The organism is Mycobacterium florentinum (assembly GCF_010730355.1).
Classification (GTDB): Bacteria; Actinomycetota; Actinomycetes; order Mycobacteriales; family Mycobacteriaceae; genus Mycobacterium; species Mycobacterium florentinum.
Map to the genome: position 1 here is coordinate 1,517,648 of NZ_AP022576.1, position 14,221 is coordinate 1,531,868.

The 14,221-nt window shown below is 67.5% G+C and carries 16 protein-coding genes; 6 read left to right on the forward strand and 10 right to left on the reverse strand.

Going from position 1 to position 14,221, the window contains the following annotated elements:
- Positions 1 to 3 precede the first annotated feature (3 nt).
- Together G6N55_RS07135 and G6N55_RS07140 are read right to left on the reverse strand one after the other, a co-directional pair.
- On the reverse strand, positions 4 to 198 hold the full coding sequence (locus tag G6N55_RS07135) for a DUF3046 domain-containing protein (RefSeq protein ID WP_408632725.1): 195 nt from the start codon (positions 196 to 198) through the stop codon (positions 4 to 6).
- A gap of 23 nt (positions 199 to 221) precedes the next feature.
- Complete coding sequence (locus G6N55_RS07140; protein ID WP_085226664.1) at positions 222 to 1,388, reverse strand: glycosyltransferase; 1,167 nt, start codon at positions 1,386 to 1,388, stop codon at positions 222 to 224.
- A gap of 49 nt (positions 1,389 to 1,437) precedes the next feature.
- Here G6N55_RS07140 and G6N55_RS07145 point away from each other — a divergent pair, with 49 nt between their 5' ends.
- The gene (locus G6N55_RS07145) at positions 1,438 to 1,869 is read left to right on the forward strand and encodes a limonene-1,2-epoxide hydrolase (protein WP_085226662.1); all 432 of its coding nucleotides are present in this window, start codon (positions 1,438 to 1,440) and stop codon (positions 1,867 to 1,869) included.
- Between the two features lie 124 nt (positions 1,870 to 1,993).
- Here the strand turns inward: G6N55_RS07145 and pspM are convergent, their stop codons facing one another.
- The 4 genes from pspM to pgsA form a co-directional block, all read right to left on the reverse strand.
- On the reverse strand, positions 1,994 to 2,803 hold the full coding sequence (gene pspM, locus G6N55_RS07150; protein ID WP_085226660.1) for a phage shock envelope stress response protein PspM: 810 nt from the start codon (positions 2,801 to 2,803) through the stop codon (positions 1,994 to 1,996).
- A gap of 18 nt (positions 2,804 to 2,821) precedes the next feature.
- Positions 2,822 to 3,637: a phage shock protein PspA gene (pspA, locus tag G6N55_RS07155; RefSeq protein ID WP_085226658.1), complete on the reverse strand. Its 816-nt coding sequence runs from the start codon at positions 3,635 to 3,637 to the stop codon at positions 2,822 to 2,824.
- A gap of 119 nt (positions 3,638 to 3,756) precedes the next feature.
- On the reverse strand, positions 3,757 to 4,095 hold the full coding sequence (gene clgR, locus G6N55_RS07160) for a transcriptional regulator ClgR (RefSeq protein ID WP_085226656.1): 339 nt from the start codon (positions 4,093 to 4,095) through the stop codon (positions 3,757 to 3,759).
- Positions 4,096 to 4,156: 61 nt separating this feature from the next.
- Positions 4,157 to 4,747 carry a CDP-diacylglycerol--glycerol-3-phosphate 3-phosphatidyltransferase gene (gene pgsA, locus G6N55_RS07165; RefSeq protein ID WP_197747392.1) on the reverse strand — a complete coding sequence of 197 codons (591 nt, stop codon included), beginning with the start codon at positions 4,745 to 4,747 and terminating at the stop codon, positions 4,157 to 4,159.
- Positions 4,748 to 4,803: 56 nt separating this feature from the next.
- Between pgsA and G6N55_RS07170 the strand changes: the two genes are divergently transcribed.
- On the forward strand, positions 4,804 to 5,322 hold the full coding sequence (locus G6N55_RS07170; protein ID WP_163667212.1) for an amino-acid N-acetyltransferase: 519 nt from the start codon (positions 4,804 to 4,806) through the stop codon (positions 5,320 to 5,322).
- A 102-nt stretch (positions 5,323 to 5,424) separates the two neighbouring features.
- Here the strand turns inward: G6N55_RS07170 and G6N55_RS07175 are convergent, their stop codons facing one another.
- Positions 5,425 to 7,923: an FtsK/SpoIIIE family DNA translocase gene (locus tag G6N55_RS07175; protein ID WP_085226653.1), complete on the reverse strand. Its 2,499-nt coding sequence runs from the start codon at positions 7,921 to 7,923 to the stop codon at positions 5,425 to 5,427.
- Positions 7,924 to 8,117: 194 nt separating this feature from the next.
- Between G6N55_RS07175 and G6N55_RS07180 the strand changes: the two genes are divergently transcribed.
- From G6N55_RS07180 to G6N55_RS07190, 3 genes are read left to right on the forward strand one after another with little or no spacing between them, the layout of a single operon-like run.
- A complete protein-coding gene (locus G6N55_RS07180; RefSeq protein WP_085226651.1) occupies positions 8,118 to 8,432 on the forward strand; it encodes a putative quinol monooxygenase in 315 nt (104 codons plus the stop codon).
- Positions 8,429 to 9,262, forward strand: a complete 834-nt coding sequence (locus G6N55_RS07185) for a mycofactocin-coupled SDR family oxidoreductase (RefSeq protein ID WP_085226649.1) — start codon at positions 8,429 to 8,431, stop codon at positions 9,260 to 9,262. Before G6N55_RS07180 ends, G6N55_RS07185 begins: the two co-directional genes overlap by 4 nt.
- A 5-nt stretch (positions 9,263 to 9,267) precedes the next feature.
- Positions 9,268 to 10,140: an SAM-dependent methyltransferase gene (locus G6N55_RS07190; RefSeq protein WP_085226647.1), complete on the forward strand. Its 873-nt coding sequence runs from the start codon at positions 9,268 to 9,270 to the stop codon at positions 10,138 to 10,140.
- An 11-nt stretch (positions 10,141 to 10,151) separates the two neighbouring features.
- Here G6N55_RS07190 and G6N55_RS07195 read toward each other — a convergent pair whose 3' ends face one another.
- Positions 10,152 to 10,466 carry a type VII secretion target gene (locus tag G6N55_RS07195; RefSeq protein ID WP_085226645.1) on the reverse strand — a complete coding sequence of 105 codons (315 nt, stop codon included), beginning with the start codon at positions 10,464 to 10,466 and terminating at the stop codon, positions 10,152 to 10,154.
- A 32-nt stretch (positions 10,467 to 10,498) separates the two neighbouring features.
- The gene (locus G6N55_RS07200; protein ID WP_085226643.1) at positions 10,499 to 11,875 is read right to left on the reverse strand and encodes an EspA/EspE family type VII secretion system effector; all 1,377 of its coding nucleotides are present in this window, start codon (positions 11,873 to 11,875) and stop codon (positions 10,499 to 10,501) included.
- 271 nt (positions 11,876 to 12,146) lie between these two features.
- Here G6N55_RS07200 and G6N55_RS07205 point away from each other — a divergent pair, with 271 nt between their 5' ends.
- Positions 12,147 to 12,494 carry a YbaB/EbfC family nucleoid-associated protein gene (locus G6N55_RS07205; RefSeq protein ID WP_085226641.1) on the forward strand — a complete coding sequence of 116 codons (348 nt, stop codon included), beginning with the start codon at positions 12,147 to 12,149 and terminating at the stop codon, positions 12,492 to 12,494.
- A 47-nt stretch (positions 12,495 to 12,541) separates the two neighbouring features.
- On the opposite strand, the gene G6N55_RS07210 is transcribed toward G6N55_RS07205, so the two are convergent.
- On the reverse strand, positions 12,542 to 14,218 hold the full coding sequence (locus G6N55_RS07210) for a ribonuclease J (protein WP_085226639.1): 1,677 nt from the start codon (positions 14,216 to 14,218) through the stop codon (positions 12,542 to 12,544).
- Positions 14,219 to 14,221: the final 3 nt, after the last annotated feature.

Genomic DNA, 14,221 nt, shown 5'->3' on the forward strand with positions numbered 1-14,221 from the left:
GGCTCACCACTGCTCGCGGGGCACGTCGAAGTCGACGCACAACGCCCGCCAGACGTCGCGGGGTTCGATGCCGTCCTCGATCGCCTGGGCGGCGGTCCGGCCCTCGAAACCCGGCAGCACGTGATCTACCAGCACCGATGCACCGTAAGCGGCGCCAAACCGCAGCACCACCCGCTCGTTGAACTCCGTCAGCCGCACGCCAGCCAACATACCGAGCCCGGTCATTTCACGAGTGCCAGCGCTTGGTGGCATACCCGCACCGGGTCGGCGACGCGGTGGATGCCGGACGCCGCGGTGCGCGCGGCCTCGCGGTAGCCGGGCGTCGCCAGCACGTCATTGACCGCCTCGACGAGCGCACCGGCGGTCAGCGGCCGGATCAGCCGCGCGCTCCCCTGCCGCGCCACCCGGTTGGCGATCTCCCACTGGTCGCCGCCGCCGGGAACCACCACCAGCGGCACCCCGGCCAGCAGCGTCTTGGCGACCATTCCGTGGCCGCCGCCGCAGATCACCAGATCGGCGTGCGCCAGCAGCTCGTCCTGACGTCCCAGCCCGACGGCGGCCCACGGCGGCACCGTCAGATTCGGACCGTCGAGACGCGACACCAGCAGGCGCGACCCCGCCGGCAACGTCTCCCCCGGCGTCAGGCACCCCAGCGCGACTTCGGCCAGCCCCTCGGTGCCGATCAGGGCGGTCGACGGTGCGATGACAACCACCGGCCCGGTGCCGGCCGGCACCTCGAGGATGTGATCGGTCGGCTCGAAGTGCAGCGGCCCGACCACTACGGCCTCGGCCGGCCAGTCCGGGCGGGACACTTCCAGCGCCGGCAGCGTGGCGATCAGCCGTCGCAGCGGCCCGAGATCGCGCGCCGGCAGGCCGATCTCGGCCCGGGATGCCTCGCGCTGCTGCAGGCCCGCGCGCACCGACCGTGCCGTCAGCGCCCGCATCGTGGCATCGCGCAGCCGGCCGCGAATCCCGGTACCGGGCGCCAGCCCGCTGCCGATCGGTGGCAGCCCTTTGGACGGCAGGTACAGCGGATGCGGGTTGAGCTCTATCCACGGGATGCCGAGCAGCTCGGCGGCCATGCCGCCGCCGGCGGTGATGACGTCGGACACCACCAGGTCGGGCGCCAGCTCGCGCAGCGCCGGCACATTGAGCACCGCCATCCGGGCCGCGCGCCGGTGGATCCGGGCCCCGGCGTCGAGGTCTTCGTCGGTCGCGGTGAGCCCGTCCAGCCCGACAGCGGCGATGCCGGCGTCGCGGGCGGCCTGGATCCACTCCGCGCCGGTGAACAGGGTGGGCTCGTCGCCCGCGTCCCGGAAGCGCTGGCACAGCGCGAGCGCGGGAAACGCGTGCCCGGGATCCGGCCCGGCGACCACGGCGACTCGCACCGCCTTACCCTGCCACAGTGCCCGGGCAGCACGCGCCTACGCTGGCACCATGACCGAGGTGACTGGGACAGCCGTCGCGAACACGCGCACGGTCGAGACTTTTCTGAACGCCTTGATGGACGCGGACTACGAAACCGCGGATGCCTCGCTGGACGACAACCTCGTCTACGAGAACGTCGGATTGCCGACGATCCACGGCCGCGCGGCAGCGATGAAGCTGTTCCGCCGCATGGACGGCCGCGCGGGATTCGAGGTCAAGTTCCACCGCATTGCCGCCGACGGCGCCACGGTGCTCACCGAACGCACCGACGCGCTGATCTTGGGCCCGCTGCGCCTGCAGTTCTGGGTGTGCGGCGTGTTCGAGGTGCACAACGGACGAATCACGTTGTGGCGGGACTACTTCGACTTCTTCGACATGACCAAGGCGTTGCTGCGCGGCGTGGCCGCGCTGGCGATTCCGTCGCTCAAAGCCTCGTTCTGACGTCAGCGTTCGCCGGGGCTGCCCGACGGACCGACTTTCGAAATCGATATCGCATCTGCGGATCGCCTCATGGTCCGTCCACGTGACGCGTGTGGCCGATGGTGGCGGACCGGTTACCCAACCCCTAGCGGCGCGGCAGTCCGCCGAGTTCGTCGAACGCCTGAGCCCAACCGGTCAGCCGGTCGGTAGCCTCGACCAGTTCGGCCCGGTAACGCTCGTGCGCGTCCGCTAACCCATCACCGTTTGCTGAAGAAACCAATTGCGCTACGGCGGTGACCATTTCGTTGTACTGCCGCACGCCCGCACTCAGCTGTGCGGTGAACGCGTTGATGGTGGGCACCAGATACGCGCGCGACGATTCCGAGTGGTGCGCCGCGCGCTCCATCGACAGCACTTCCGCGGCAGTGGATGCCATCGCCGCCGACGTCTTGTTCGCCGCAGCGGTCAGGTCGCTGATCTCGTCGGCCGGCAGCATGGCGCCGCGCTCGATGACACCCAGCAGCGAGAAGAACCCGCGCTCGGACGCCCCGAGCGCATACATCGCGGGCCGCGCCGCCGAACCCGGTGGCGGCAGTCGTCGGGCGTTGACGGGTCGGCTGGCCGGCAGCGGCTCGGCCTTGAGCCAGTGGTAGCGGAAGAACAGCAGCGTCGCGGGAATCACCTGGATCACCGCGATCCCGCCGGTGATCTGCAGCAGCAGCACGAACCAGCCCCACCACGCCAGCACGGCCGTGACCAAACCCCAGAACACGCTGCCGACGGTGAAGATCCAGGCCCAGCGCAGTGCCCGACGACGACGGCGCAGCAGCCGGGCCCGCGGATCGGCGGCCGCGCTGATCTTCTGGGCGACGAAGCCGGACAAATCGGCCGCGGTGTCCAGCCCGCGCTGCAGCACTGCCCGCCAAGCGCCGCGCTGCGTTGCCTTCACCGCCATGTCACGCCGGCCGTCGAGCTACTGACCAAAGGGTTTCTCGGCGATTTGTTCCTCGGCCGGGGTGGCCGGGGTGGCGCCGGGGGCCGCGGGTGTTCCGCCCGTCGGCAGGGCCTCGCCGCGCATCGACGCGCGGATTTGCTCGAGCCGGGAATGACCCGCCATCTCGACGCTGGCCTGCTGCACCTCGAGCATGCGGCCCTGCACCGAATTCTGGGCGAGCTCGGCAGAGCCGACCGCATTGGCGTAGCGGCGTTCGATCTTGTCGCGCACCTCGTCGAGGCTCGGCGTGTTGCCCGGCGCGGCGATCTCGCTCATCGACCGCAGCGACGCGCTGACCTGCTCCTGCATCTTCGCCTGCTCGAGCTGGCTGAGCAGCTTGGTGCGCTCGGCGATCTTCTGCTGCAACACCATGGCGTTGCGTTCGACGGCCTTCTTGGCCTGCGCCGCCGCGCCCAGGGCCTGGTCGTGCAGTGTCTTGAGGTCTTCGACGCTCTGCTCGGCGGTGACCAGCTGGGCCGCGAACGCCTCGGCGGCGTTGGTGTACTCGGTGGCCTTGGCGGCGTCCCCGCCGGCGGTGGCCTGGTCGGCCAGCGTCAGCGCCTGGCGCACGTTGACCTGGAGCTTCTCGATGTCGGCCAGCTGCCGGTTGAGCCGCATCTCCAGCTGACGCTGGTTGCCGATCACCTGCGCCGCCTGCTGGGTCAGCGCTTGATGCGTGCGCTGGGCTTCCTCGATGGCCTGCTGGATCTGGATCTTGGGGTCGGCGTGCTCGTCAATTTTCGCGTTGAACAGCGCCATGACGTATTTCCACGCTTTGACGAACGGATTGGCCATGAGTTAGCTCCGCCTTCGCTTCTGGGTGCCGGTTGGCTTGTCGCTCAATTTATCGGGTCGGCGCCGATCGCCCCACCCCTGGCTGCGCCGCGCGTCCGCCACCCAGCCACTGTGCGCGCTCAGACCGCGGCGAGCGATGCCACCGGCGGGATGACGACTTTGGTGCTCGCGTCGATGGTGGTCGTGCTGACCTCCGCGTTCGGCACGCGCTGCGCCCAGCGCTCCTCGCTCGCCATTCGCTCACCGGCGTCGGTGAGCACCGTCGACAGCGGGACCTCCAACGCGTCGCAGATCGCGTTCAGCAGCTCGCTGGAGGCCTCTTTGCGGCCGCGTTCCACCTCCGAGAGATAACCGAGGCTCACCCGCGCGGTGTCCGATACCTCGCGCAGCGTCCGGCCCTGTTCCGTTCGGGCCAGGCGCAGCACCTCGCCGATGACCTCGCGCACCAATGGCGACATCTCGCTCTCCTTCGTCTCCAGAGCAAAGCTGCTACATCTGGTCAACGCCGGCAGCGGCCGTCTAGGTTCCCGTCCGCCGCACTTCCCTGACGGTCGAGGCCACGTAGTCGATTCCGGTGACCAGGGTCAGCACGATCGCGACGGCCATCACCACCGACGCCGCCACCAGGAACGGCCCCGACAGCGGCAGCACGAACAGCCCGATGGCCACCGCCTGGACAAAAGTTTTCAGTTTGCCGCCCCAGCTGGCCGGGATCACGCCGCGGCGAATGACGGCCAGCCGCAACACCGTCACCCCGATCTCGCGGATCAGGATCAGCACGGTCACCCACCAGGGCAGATCGCCCAGCATCGACAGTCCGACCAACGCCGACCCGATCAGCATCTTGTCGGCGATCGGATCGACGAACGCGCCGAATTCGGTCGCCATGCCGTAGTTGCGGGCGAGCAGGCCGTCCAGCCGGTCGGTGATGCACGCCACCGCGAACACCACGAACGCCACGATCCGCGCCGCGGTTTCGTGACCGCTCCCGGCGAACAATGCGAGCAGGAAGATCGGAACCAGCATCAGCCGCAAGAGCGTGAGGACATTGGCCAGGTTGGCGATGCTGACGCGTGGCGCCACCGGTCCCGTCTGCGGCTGCCCCGACACGGCATCAGAATAGCGGTTGACCAGCACAGCCGCCCCAGATGTCAATACTGTTACCCGTGACCGAACGTTCTCGGGATAGCCAGAAGGTCGTCGTCCGGCGCGCGCGAACATCCGACGTCCCCGCGATCAAGCACCTCGTCGACACCTATGCGGGCAAGATCCTGCTGGAAAAAGCCCTGGTGACGCTGTACGAGGCCGTCCAGGAGTTCTGGGTGGCCGAGCTCGACGGCAGGGTGGTCGGCTGCGGTGCGTTGCACGTGTTCTGGTCGGATCTCGGCGAGATCCGCACCGTCGCGGTCGACCCGGTGGTGACGGGCCACGGTGTCGGCCACGCGATCGTCACGCGGCTCGTCGACGCCGCCCGCGAGCTGCAGCTGCAGCGGATCTTCGTGCTGACCTTCGAAACCGAGTTCTTCGGCCGGCACGGATTCACCGAGATCGAGGGCACGCCGGTCACCGCCGAGGTGTTCGAGGAGATGTGCCGCTCCTACGACATCGGGGTGGCCGAGTTCCTGGACCTGAGCTACGTCAAGCCGAACATCCTGGGCAACACCCGGATGCTGCTGCTGCTCTAGTCGGGCCACCCGCCGAGCGTGCTCTGGTGGCGGAAATTCCGCCGAAAACCCGCCCTGAGAGCACGTTCGGCGACGATCTGGGCTGCCGCTCTAGTCGGCGTCTTACTCCTCTGGGAGGTCGGATCCGTCGGCGTTGGCGCCACCGCGGATCAGCGCCAGCGTTCCGGCCAGCTCGTCGGGCTTGACCAGCACCTCGCGCGCCTTGGATCCCTCGGACGGCCCGACGATGCCGCGGGTCTCCATCAGGTCCATCAGCCGGCCGGCCTTGGCGAAGCCGACGCGCAGCTTGCGCTGCAGCATCGAGGTGGAGCCGAACTGGCTGGACACCACCAGCTCGACGGCCTGCAGGAAGACGTCCATGTCGTCGCCGATGTCGGGGTCGACGTCGGTGCGCTCGGCGGTGGGCTTGGCGGTGGTGACGCCCTCGGTGTATTCGGGTTCGGCCTGGTCCTTGCAGGCGGTGACGACGGCGTGGATCTCGTCGTCGGTGATGAAGGCACCCTGCAGCCGGACGGTCTTGTTGGCGCCCATCGGCAGGAACAGGGCGTCGCCCATGCCGATCAGCTTCTCGGCACCCTGCTGGTCCAGGATCACCCGGCTGTCGGTCAGCGACGACGTCGCGAACGCCAGCCGCGAGGGCACATTCGTCTTGATCAGCCCGGTGACCACGTCGACGGACGGGCGCTGGGTGGCCAGCACCAGGTGGATGCCGGCGGCGCGGGCCTTCTGGGTGATCCGCACGATCGCGTCCTCGACGTCGCGCGGCGCGGTCATCATCAGGTCGGCCAGCTCGTCGACGATCGCGACCACGTACGGGTAGGGCCGGTATTCGCGCTGGCTGCCCAGCGGCGCGGTGATGGCGCCGGATCGCACCTTGGTGTTGAAGTCGTCGATGTGCCGCACCCGGGAGGCCTGCATGTCCTGGTAGCGCTGCTCCATCTCCTCGACCAGCCAGGCCAGCGCGGCGGCCGCCTTCTTCGGCTGGGTGATGATCGGCGTGATCAGATGCGGAATGCCTTCGTACGGCGTGAGTTCTACCATCTTCGGGTCGATCAGGATCATCCTGACCTCTTCCGGGGTGGCCCGGGTCAGCAGCGACACCAGCATGGAGTTGACGAAGCTGGACTTACCGGATCCGGTGGAGCCGGCCACCAGCAGGTGCGGCATCTTGGCGAGGTTGGCCGAGATCATCTCGCCCTCGATGTCCTTGCCGAGCCCGATGATCAGCGGGTGGTGGTCCCGGCGGGTCGACGGGTCGGTGAGCACGTCGGCCAGCCGCACCATTTCGCGGTCGGTGTTGGGCACCTCGATACCGACGGCGGACTTGCCGGGGATCGGGGCCAGCATCCGGACGCTCTCGGTGGCCACGGCATAGGCGATGTTCTTCTGCAGCGCCGTGATCTTCTCGACCTTGACGCCCGGTCCCAGCTCCACCTCGTAGCGGGTGACGGTGGGACCGCGGGTGCAGCCGGTGACGGCCGCGTCGACCTTGAACTGGGTCAGCACCTCACCGATGGCCTCGGCCATCTGGGTGTTGGCCGCGCTGCGCTTCTTGGGTGGGTCGCCGGGGACGAGCAGGTCCATCGACGGCAGCGCGTAGGGGCCTTCGACGACCCGGTCGACCACCGGGGTGTCCGGCTTCTTGACGGCACGACGGCGGGTCTTCGCGATCGCGGGTTCGGGAACGGTGGGCGTCTCGTCCGGCAGCGGGTCGTCGAGAACGACGGGGGTCTTGTCGGCCGCCGGCCACGCCTGCGGCTCCTTATCCGGCGCGGCCTGGTCGTAGTACCCGTCGGAAAAGTCTTCGCGCGCTTCGTCATCGGCGTATTCGTAGTCGTCCTCGTCGGCGTAGAGCTCGTCGACGAACGGGGTGCCGAACAGGGCGCGCATCATTTCGGGCAGCTCGCGGATGGTGGTGCCGGTCAGTAGCAGCAGCCCGAACATCGCGCCGATGAACAACAGTGGCGCGGCGATCCAGGGCGTCAACCCGTCGGCCAGTGGGCCGCCGATCGCAAAGCCGATGAATCCTGCTGCGCGACGGCGTAATTCGGGGTCTCCCGGTGAACCCGACCACAGGTGGCGCAGACCGAGCAGCGAAAAGCTGATCATGCTCGCGCCCAGGATCAGCCGCGGCCGCGCCTCGGGATTGGGTTGAGTGCGCATCAGCACCACCGCCACCGCACCGAGTACGGCCGGCAGCGCCAGGACACCGGCCCCGATGAACGTGCGCAGCACCGCGTCGACCCACGCGCCGATCGGCCGCGCGGCATCGAACCACGAGCTCGCGGCAACCACGACGGCAAGCGCGAGCAACACCAGCGCGACCCCGTCGCGGCGGTGCCCGGGCTCGATGTCACGGGCCCGCCCGATCGACCGTGCCGCGCCGCCGGTACCCCGTGCCGCCATCAGCCAGGTGGCCCGCATCGCCCGCCCGCCGGTTATGCCGGCGGCGACGAGCAGGGACCGGTGGCGCCGTTTGGCCCGCCTGCTCGCCTTCTTGCGGGCGGGTGCCGGTCGCGCACTTCGAGACCCGCTAGACCGCGAAGTGGCCTTTGACCTGCTCGTTCGGGTTCCGGAGCGGGCAGCGGTCTTACTAGCCATGGGCTCTAGCCTAGTCGCACTAGCCCCATAATCACCATCTGCCACACGGGTCACAAAAGTGTGTCAATTCGGTCATCAGCGCGCCTCGGCGGGGCCCGAAACGGCCCGTCGGCCGCGGCAGGAGTGCCGGCAGCCACGATTCGCGCGTGAGTAGGGTGACAAACATCCCGCCGCCACCCCTCAAGGAGCTCCGCATGCCCGTCGTCGTCGTCGCCACTTTGACCGTCAAACCCGAGTCGGTCGACATCGTCCGCGACATCCTCACCGCCGCGGTCGAAGAAGTTCACGAAGAGCCGGGCTGCCAGCTTTACTCGGTGCAACAGAGCGGCGAAACGTTCGTCTTCATCGAGCAGTGGGCCGACGAAGAGGCGCTCAAGGTGCACAGCACGGCGCCCGCGATCGGCAAGCTGTTCGCTGCGGCCGGTGAGCACCTGTCCGGCGCGCCGGACATCAAGACGCTGCAGCCCATCCCCGCGGGCGACCCGGACAAGGGACAACTGCGCAAGTGACTGCGCGCGGCCCGGAAGGGCCACTGAAGGGAAAAGTCGCGCTGATCACCGGTGCGGGCCGCGGCCAGGGCCGCGCCCACGCGGTTCGGCTGGCCGGCGACGGCGCCGATGTGATCGCCATCGACATCTGTGCGCCGATCGCCAGCGTCCCCTATGCCCTGGCCACGCCCGAGGACCTGGCGGCCACCGTCAAACTCGTCGAGGACACCGGCGCCCGCATCGTGGCCGCACAGGCCGACGTGCGTGATCGCGAGTCGCTGACGGCCGCGGTGCAGGCCGGCATCGACGAGCTCGGCCGGCTCGACATCGTGGTGGCCAACGCCGGCATCGCCCCGATGCAATCCGGTGACGACGGCTGGCGCGACGTGATCGACGTCAACCTCACCGGCGTCTACAACACGATCAAGGCCGCGATACCCACCATGGTCAAGCAGGGCGACGGTGGGTCGATCGTGCTGATCAGTTCGGCCGCGGGCCTGGCCGGTGTCGGCAGCCCGGACGCCGGGTCGGTCGGCTACGCCGCGGCCAAGCACGGCGTGGTCGGGTTGATGCGGATTTATGCGAATCTGCTTGCCCAGCAAATGATCCGAGTCAACTCGATCCACCCCTCCGGGGTGGAGACGCCGATGATCAACAACGAGTTCACCCGGGAATGGCTGGCCAAGATGGCCGCCGCGACCGACACGCCGGGGGCGATGGGCAACGCGATGCCGGTGGAGACGCTGGACGCCGAGGACATCGCCAATGCGGTGGCGTGGCTGGTCTCCGACCAGGCGCGCTACATCACCGGCGTGACCCTGCCGGTCGACGCGGGCTTTTTGAACAAGTAGCTGCCATGGCGCGAAACCCCGCTGCACAGACCGCTTTTGGCCCGATGGTGCTGGCCGCCGTCGAGCAGAACGAACCGGCCGGGCGCCGCCTGGTCGACGACGACCTCGCGGACCTCTTCCTGCCGGCCCCGCTGCGCTGGCTGGTCGCCACTACCCGGGCGGCGCCGATCCGGCGCCTGATGATCCGCGGATCGGAATGGGCCGGCCCCGGACTGTGGGCAAACCTGGCCTGCCGCAAGCGCTTCATCGCCGACAAGATCACCGAATCGCTCGACGACATCAAAGCGGTGGTGATCCTCGGCGCCGGACTCGACACCCGCGCCTACCTGCTGAACCGGCAGGTCCGCATGCCGGTCTTCGAAGTGGATCTGCCGGTCAACATCGCCCGCAAGGCCCAGGCGGTACGAAGGGTGCTGGGGGGTCCACCCCTCTCGGTTCGATTGGTGGCCTTGGATTTCGAGCGCGACGACCTGCTCACCGCGCTGGCCGAGCACGGCTATCACACCGATTACCGGGCCTTCTTCGTCTGCGAAGGCGTCACGCAGTACCTCACCGAAGACGGCGTGCGGCGAACACTCGACGGCCTGCGTGCGGCCGCGCCGGGCAGCCGGCTGGTGTTCACCTACGTCCGCCGCGACTTCATCGACGGGACCAATCTGTATAGCACCCGCACGTTGTATCGCAAAGTCCGCAAGCGCCAACAACTTTGGCATTTCGGCATCGAGCCCGACGAGGTCGCCGACTTCATCGCCGAGTACGGTTGGCGGCTGGTCGAGCAAGCCGGACCGGATGAACTGGTCGCGCGTTACGTCGAGCCCACCGGCCGCAAACTCAAAGCGTCGCAACTGGAATGGTCGGCCTACGCCGAGAAGACGTAACGCGTCGTTGATCAGCGATCCAGGAGCTGTCGGTCGATGTTCTCGCTCGCTTCGCCGTCGGCGCTTCCATAGACGGTTTTCGCCGTGCGCAGCTTGCCGGCCAGATCGGTCGACGCCTTGCTCACGGCATCGGCGGTCTTTTTCCGCGCGGCCGCAGCCCTGGTGAAAGCCACATTGGATGCCCCGCTGATGATGCCGTGGGTGACCCAGGTGGCGACTTCCACATTGGAGCCCGCCGATGCCGCGGTCGTGGCCTGGGTGGCCGCCTGGTCTTGTTTCTTCGCCAACGTGTCGAGGTGTTCGGGTGTGACGGCTAGGTCAGCCATGACTACTTCTCCTTAAGTCTTGTTTTGCTGGATCACACTGTGGTCGGCCGCTGGGCTGGTTCATCGCGCGTTACCTCGACCTCGATGGGTGCGGGCCCGACCGGGCTCGCACCCGCGGCGGCGTAACCCGCGCCCGCGGCTTCTTCGGTGAGGAGCTCGGGCATCACCGGCTCGCGCTCCTGCGCGACCATGCCGGCGATATCCGCCAGCTGCATCTTGGCCTGGTTGACCAGGCTTTCGGGCTTGGATACCCGGCTGGACAAGCTGGTGGTCTGTCCCGACATTGCGGCCGCCTGAACCAGCGTGGGCATGGTGCCCGTCGGCGTGGACACCGACGCGTAGTCCGGTGCGGCGGCCGCCGCGGGTGCCGCTGCGGGTGCCGCGGGTGCTGGGGCGCCGCCGGGACCGGCCGCGCCCAGCGAAACGTCTGGGCGCCCGCGTTGCTCCACGCGCTCGTCGGCCGCCGGCGGCGACGCGGTCGGCCCGCCGGCACTGACGGGCGTGTCGGACAGGCGGGCCGAGACGGCCTCGAAGCTCGACACCGTCGACCCGCCCAACGCGGCCACCTTCGACTCAGCGACCGAATCGTTATGAACGGTCCCCGCGGCCATCGCCGCGTAGCTGTCGGCCAGCGCATCTGCCTTCTTACCGTTTTCGATCGAATAGCCGAGCAAGGTGCCCAGAAACGCGACAGCAGCCGAAATCCCCAAACTCGCAACCGTGATCGCGAAGACCTTGGCGACCACGGGGCCGGCCGGCGCCGGCACAGTAAACGTGAGGATCACCTCGATGACGAGAGCCGCCAACAGGACATCGTTGAGGATGCCGAAAGCCAAATGCATGTGGGTGACCCAGTCGGCCTGATTCTTCACCAGGGCCGCCAGCTGGTTATCCAGGTCGGCCATTGTCTGCGCGATATTCTGCAACGACTTGTCCTGACCGGCATAGGCTTCCGAAGCCTCACCCTCCCACCCGGCGTCGGGAAGAGCAGACTTCAGCTGCTCGGCGAGCGTGGTGAATTGCTGTGACCCGGTTTTCAGGGAAGCTCCGTCATACGGTGTCCCGAATCCGGTCGTCAGCTGCAAGAGTTGGACGGCTGTGATGGTCCAGGAGATGATGCTGAGCCCTTTGGCGAACTCTTTGGCGCCCTGCGGTCCGCCCATCTGGTTTGTCAGATTCATCCTGGCGAGCGGAGATAGGGACTTGAAATAGCCCGCAATCATCTTCCCGGTAAAAGGAGCCACCAGGCCCCCAATGTCGCCCGCGGTATTGGTCGCCGTCGCCGCATAACCTTCTGCGCCCGGTTCGGATCCGCTCCAACCGCTGAAATCGAGGCCCAGGCCCGTGCCTTGTTGACCCAGGGCGGCCAGGCTGGCAAGGACCTTCGCGGCAGCAGCAAATACAGACATCGGAGATTCCCTTCACGCGTTCAGATTGTGTGCACGATGGGCCAGGTCATCGTGTCGCACGCTCAGCGTAACCCCGCCCTCAGTGTGGTTACGGCACCAATTTTTCGGCGCATCAATTGCAACTGAAAATCAGATTCACTTAAAAAAACTTCCGTTAAATACCTGCGCTCGGAACGGAAAAGTCACTCTAAACTTGAGGAAATCTGGACCGAAAACGTGACCAGTTGAACCCCGCATCAATGCTGCTGCCCGACAAGGAAGGACGCCAGTGATGACCGCCCAAATGCACCCCCAGGTCGCCGAGGCGCTGCGCCAAGCACAACAGTTTCAGTCGGTCCTCGACGACCATCTGCATCGCACGGACACCGGTACCTTCACGGCCGCCGACGAAACCGAAACCGTCACAGTCACCCTGAACGGCCAGCTGGTGTTGACCGACCTCACCATCGAACCGGGCCTGCTCAGGCTGGGCGCCGAGACCGTCGAGGAGCGCATTAACGGCGCGCTGCAGAAAGCAGCCGCCGCGGCGACCGCGACCAACGAGGCCGAGGAAGAGCGCCTGGTCACGTCGCTCGCCGAAATCACCGGCTCGCTGAGCAGCATCCTCGGCGTGACCTAAACGGACACCGGAAAGTACTGCAGCAGTTTTCATTTCGTTGAGACAGGTCAGACTTCGATGACGGTCGGCACGATCATGGGGTGCCGGCGATAGGTTTCGCCCACCCATTTGCCGACGGTGCGCCGCACGCCCTGAGCGATCCGGTTCGGGTCGGTCACGTTGTTGGCGACCAGCGCTTCCAGCTCTTCTTCGACCTTGCGCACCACGGGCTCGAGCGCCTTGGGGTCCTCGGAGAATCCGCGCGAATACAGATGCGGCGTCGCCGCCGGGCGCCCGGTGCCGCGGGTGACCACCACAGTCACCGCGACGAACCCCTCCGACAGAATGAGCCGCTCCCCCAGCGTGATGTCGCCGACATCGCCGGTGACCAGCCCGTCTACGAACATCATGCCGACCGGCACCGCCCCTGCGATCGACGCCCTGCCCCCGACCAGATCGACGCTGACACCGTTCTCGGCCAACAGAATTGACTCCTCCGGCACCCCGGTGGTAGCGGCCAGCTTGGCGTTGGCACGCAGCATGCGCCAGGTGCCGTGCACCGGCATCACATTGCGGGGCCGCACCCCGTTGTACAGGAAGAGCAGCTCGCCGGCGTAGGCGTGGCCCGAAACATGCACCCGGGCTTGGGCATTGGTGACCACTCGGGCGCCGATCTTGGACAGCGCATCGATGACGCCGTAGACGGCCTCCTCGTTGCCGGGGATCAGCGACGACGACAGCACGACCAGATCCCCCGCGGTCAGCGTGATACTGCGATGCTCGCCGCGCGACATCCGGGACAGGGCCGCCATCGGCTCGCCCTGAGTACCGGTGGTGACCAGCACCACCCGCTCGGGCGCCATCATCTCGGCCGCCCCGATGTCGATCAGGTCGGAATCGTTGACTCGCAGGAATCCCAGGTCCCGGGCGATGCTCATGTTGCGCACCATGGACCGCCCGACGAACGCCACCCGTCGGCCCAAAGCCACTGCGGCATCGATGATTTGCTGCACCCGGTCGACGTTGGACGCGAAGCAGGCCACGATCACGCGGCCTTCGGCGCCGCGGATCAGCCGGTGCAGGGTCGGGCCCACCTCGCTTTCGGACGGCCCGACACCGGGATGCTCGGAATTGGTCGAGTCGCACAAGAACAGATCCACCCCGGCGTCGCCGAGCCGCGACATGCCGGGCAGATCGGTGGGCCGGCCGTCCAACGGGGTTTGGTCGAGCTTGATGTCACCGGTGTGCAATACCGTTCCCGCGCCGGTGTACACCGCGATGGCCAAGGCATCCGGGATGGAGTGGTTCACCGCGAAGTATTCGCAGTCGAATACGCCGTGATGGCTGCTCTGTCCCTCTTTGACTTCGACGAACACCGGCTTGATGCGGTGCTCGCGGCACTTGGCCGCGACCATCGCCAGGGTGAACTTGGAGCCGACGACCGGGATGTCGGGCCGCAGCTTGAGCAGGAATGGGATCGCCCCGATGTGGTCCTCGTGCGCATGCGTCAGGGCCAGCGCCTCGATGTCGTCGAGCCGGTCTTCGATGTGGCGCAGGTCGGGCAGGATCAGGTCGACGCCGGGCTCGTCGTGCGTGGGAAACATCACGCCGCAGTCGATGATCAGCAACCGGCCCAAGTGCTCGAAAACCGTCATGTTGCGGCCGATTTCGCTGATGCCACCGAGCGCAGTGACCCGCAACCCACCTGCGGTCAACGGACCTGGCGGGCTGAGGTCTTCGTTCACCTG

What these genes read in the sequence shown, in the direction of transcription:
- G6N55_RS07145 (WP_085226662.1), top strand. Translation starts at nt 1,438, where the DNA reads ATGACCGAGGTGACTGGGACAGCCGTCGCGAACACGCGCACGGTCGAG.
- pspM (WP_085226660.1), bottom strand. Translation starts at nt 2,803, where the DNA reads ATGGCGGTGAAGGCAACGCAGCGCGGCGCTTGGCGGGCAGTGCTGCAG.
- pspA (WP_085226658.1), bottom strand. Translation starts at nt 3,637, where the DNA reads ATGGCCAATCCGTTCGTCAAAGCGTGGAAATACGTCATGGCGCTGTTC.
- clgR (WP_085226656.1), bottom strand. Translation starts at nt 4,095, where the DNA reads ATGTCGCCATTGGTGCGCGAGGTCATCGGCGAGGTGCTGCGCCTGGCC.
- G6N55_RS07175 (WP_085226653.1), bottom strand. Translation starts at nt 7,923, where the DNA reads ATGGCTAGTAAGACCGCTGCCCGCTCCGGAACCCGAACGAGCAGGTCA.
- G6N55_RS07180 (WP_085226651.1), top strand. Translation starts at nt 8,118, where the DNA reads ATGCCCGTCGTCGTCGTCGCCACTTTGACCGTCAAACCCGAGTCGGTC.
- G6N55_RS07190 (WP_085226647.1), top strand. Translation starts at nt 9,268, where the DNA reads ATGGCGCGAAACCCCGCTGCACAGACCGCTTTTGGCCCGATGGTGCTG.
- G6N55_RS07195 (WP_085226645.1), bottom strand. Translation starts at nt 10,466, where the DNA reads ATGGCTGACCTAGCCGTCACACCCGAACACCTCGACACGTTGGCGAAG.
- G6N55_RS07200 (WP_085226643.1), bottom strand. Translation starts at nt 11,875, where the DNA reads ATGTCTGTATTTGCTGCTGCCGCGAAGGTCCTTGCCAGCCTGGCCGCC.
- G6N55_RS07205 (WP_085226641.1), top strand. Translation starts at nt 12,147, where the DNA reads ATGACCGCCCAAATGCACCCCCAGGTCGCCGAGGCGCTGCGCCAAGCA.